Origin of the sequence: Piscicoccus intestinalis NBRC 104926, from assembly GCF_001515525.1 — a bacterium.
Classification (GTDB): domain Bacteria; phylum Actinomycetota; class Actinomycetes; order Actinomycetales; family Dermatophilaceae; genus Kineosphaera; species Kineosphaera intestinalis.
The window spans coordinates 1-2,417 of the sequence record NZ_BCNQ01000259.1; the positions used below are offsets into that span (position 1 = coordinate 1).

A 2,417-nucleotide genomic window follows, 5' to 3' on the forward strand; every position below is an offset into this window, starting at 1 on the left:
GCCGGCAAGCTCGACGCCGCGTTCGCGCGCTTCGGCCCCGCCGGCCTGTCGGCCCGCGACCGGCGCTGCCTCGACGTCGGCGCCTCCACCGGCGGCTTCACCCAGGTGCTGCTCGAACAGGGCGCCGCCCACGTCGTCGCCCTCGACGTCGGGCACGGCCAGCTCGTGCCCCAGCTCGCCGCCGACCCGCGGGTCGCCGAGCGCTCCGGGGTGAACATCCGCGACGTCGACCCCGCCGACCTGACCGCGGGGCACGGGCCGTTCGGGCTCCTCGTCGCCGACCTCAGCTTCATCTCCCTGCGGCTCGTGCTGCCCCACCTGGCCCCGCTGCTGGCTCCCGACGGCGACGCGGTGCTGCTCGTCAAGCCGCAGTTCGAGGTCGGCCGGGGCGGGCTCGACAAGCACGGCGTCGTCAAGACCGAGGCGGCCCGACGCGACGCGCTGGAGGCGGTCCTGCACGCCGCACGCGCCATCGGCTGGCACGCTCGGGACATCATGGACAGTGCGGTCCGCGGCGCAAGCGGCAACCGCGAGTATCTAGGCTGGTTCACGCCCGGGCCGGCCCCGCAGCGGGAGCCGATGGGCCTCGAGCACCCCGCCGACGCGCGGGCTTCGTCCCGACCAGAGGAGGACCACGGATGACGCGGCGCGTGCTGCTCGTCTCCCACGCGGTGCGCACGGACATGCAGCACATGCGGGCCTTTCTCGCCGGCGAACTGCGTCGGCACGGCATCGAGGCCGTCGTGCACGACCCGGTGTTCACGGACGGGCACAGTCCGCACCCGGCTCCGGCCGACGCCCAGGACCCGGCGGCCGGCTGCGAACTCGTCTGCGTGCTCGGCGGCGACGGCACGATCCTGCGCGGGGCCGAGCTGTCGCGCGACGCCGGCGTGCCGCTGCTCGGCGTGAACTTCGGGCACGTCGGCTTTCTCGCCGAGGCCGAGCGGGAGGATCTCGCCCGCGTCGTCGATCACATCGTCAACGCGGAGTACACCATCGAGGACCGCATGACGATGGACGTCGAGGCCCGCCTCGGCGACGAGGTCGTCGCGCGCAGCTGGGCGCTCAACGAGGTGACGGTCGAGAAGGCAGCCCGGGAGCGGATGCTCGAACTCGTCCTGGAGATCGACGGTCGGCCGCTGTCGACGTGGGGCTGCGACGGCGTCATCGCCTCGACGCCGACCGGGTCGACCGCCTACGCGTTCAGCGCCGGCGGCCCGATCGTGTGGCCGAACGTCGAGGCGATGCTCGTCGTGCCGATCTCGGCCCACGCCCTGTTCGCGCGCCCGCTCGTCGTCGGCCCCACGAGCCGGATCGCCGTCGAGCTCCTCTCCGACCACTCCGGCAAGGGCATCATGTGGTGCGACGGCGCGCGACCGGTCGACCTGCCCAAGGGAGCTCGCGTCGAGGTGCTGCGCGGTGAGAACCCGGTGCGCCTCGCGCGCCTCTCGCGACAGCCGTTCGCCGACCGCCTCGTCGCCAAGTTCCACCTGCCGGTCAAGGGGTGGCGCGGGGTGCGCGGCTCCATCTGAGCCGGTGATCCGCGGGCCGGACGTGCTCGCCGACGCTCGCGACGGCTGGCGCCGCGGCGACGTGGCGAACGCGCGACGGGGGCGATACGGCGATGTGGCGCCGCGCCGGAGGCGGGCCGAGGGGTCTTGTCGGTGGTCGCTCCTAAACTGGGGTCATGCTCGCGCAGCTGCGGATCCGAGACCTGGGCGTCATCGACGACGCCCTCCTCGAGCTGTCCGCGGGGCTCAACGTCGTCACCGGCGAGACCGGGGCGGGCAAGACCATGGTCGTCACCGGGCTGGGGCTGCTGCTCGGCGCCCGGGCCGACTCCGGGTCCGTGCGCACCGGGGCCGCGACCACCGTCGTCGAGGGACTGGCCGACCCCGTGCCGGGGCACCGCGCCCGCGCGCGGGTGGCCGAGGCCGGCGGCGACGCCGACGGCGAACTCGTGCTCGTGCGCACCCTGACCTCCCAGGGCCGCTCCCGCGCGCACGTCGGTGGGCGGTCCGCCCCCGTCGGGGTGCTCGCCGAGGTCGGGGAGCTGCTCGTCGCCGTGCACGGCCAGGCCGACCAGTGGCGGCTGCGCCGGCCCGAGGAGCATCGCGCCCTGCTCGACGACTTCGGCGGCCGGGCCGTCCGCGGCCCGCGCCAGGCGTACGAGCAGGAGTACGCCCGGGCCGCCGCGCTGACGGCCGAGTTGGCCCGGGTGAGCGACCTCGAGCGCGACCGCGACGTCGAATCCCAGGTGCTGCGCGCCGAACTCGACCGGCTCGCCGAGTTCGATCCGCAGCCGGGGGAGGAAGACGAGCTCGCCGCCGAAGATGCGCGCCTGGCCCATGTCGACGCCCTGCGCGAGGCCGCCGAACGGGCCCGCGCCGCGCTCGCCGGCGGCGACGACGGGTCGG

General features: G+C 75.1%; 3 protein-coding genes. All 3 read left to right on the plus strand.

Annotated elements, in window-relative coordinates:
* The coding region (locus PINTE_RS20950; RefSeq protein ID WP_068434478.1) for a TlyA family RNA methyltransferase at nt 1–642 on the plus strand (642 nt) is incomplete at its 5' end.
* On the plus strand, nt 639–1,532 hold the full coding sequence (locus tag PINTE_RS20955) for an NAD kinase (RefSeq protein ID WP_068434481.1): 894 nt from the start codon (nt 639–641) through the stop codon (nt 1,530–1,532). The genes PINTE_RS20950 and PINTE_RS20955, both read left to right, overlap by 4 nt.
* A 155-nt stretch (nt 1,533–1,687) precedes the next feature.
* Nucleotides 1,688–2,417 (plus strand): AAA family ATPase (locus tag PINTE_RS20960; protein WP_373280188.1); only part of this gene is annotated, 730 nt, incomplete at its 3' end.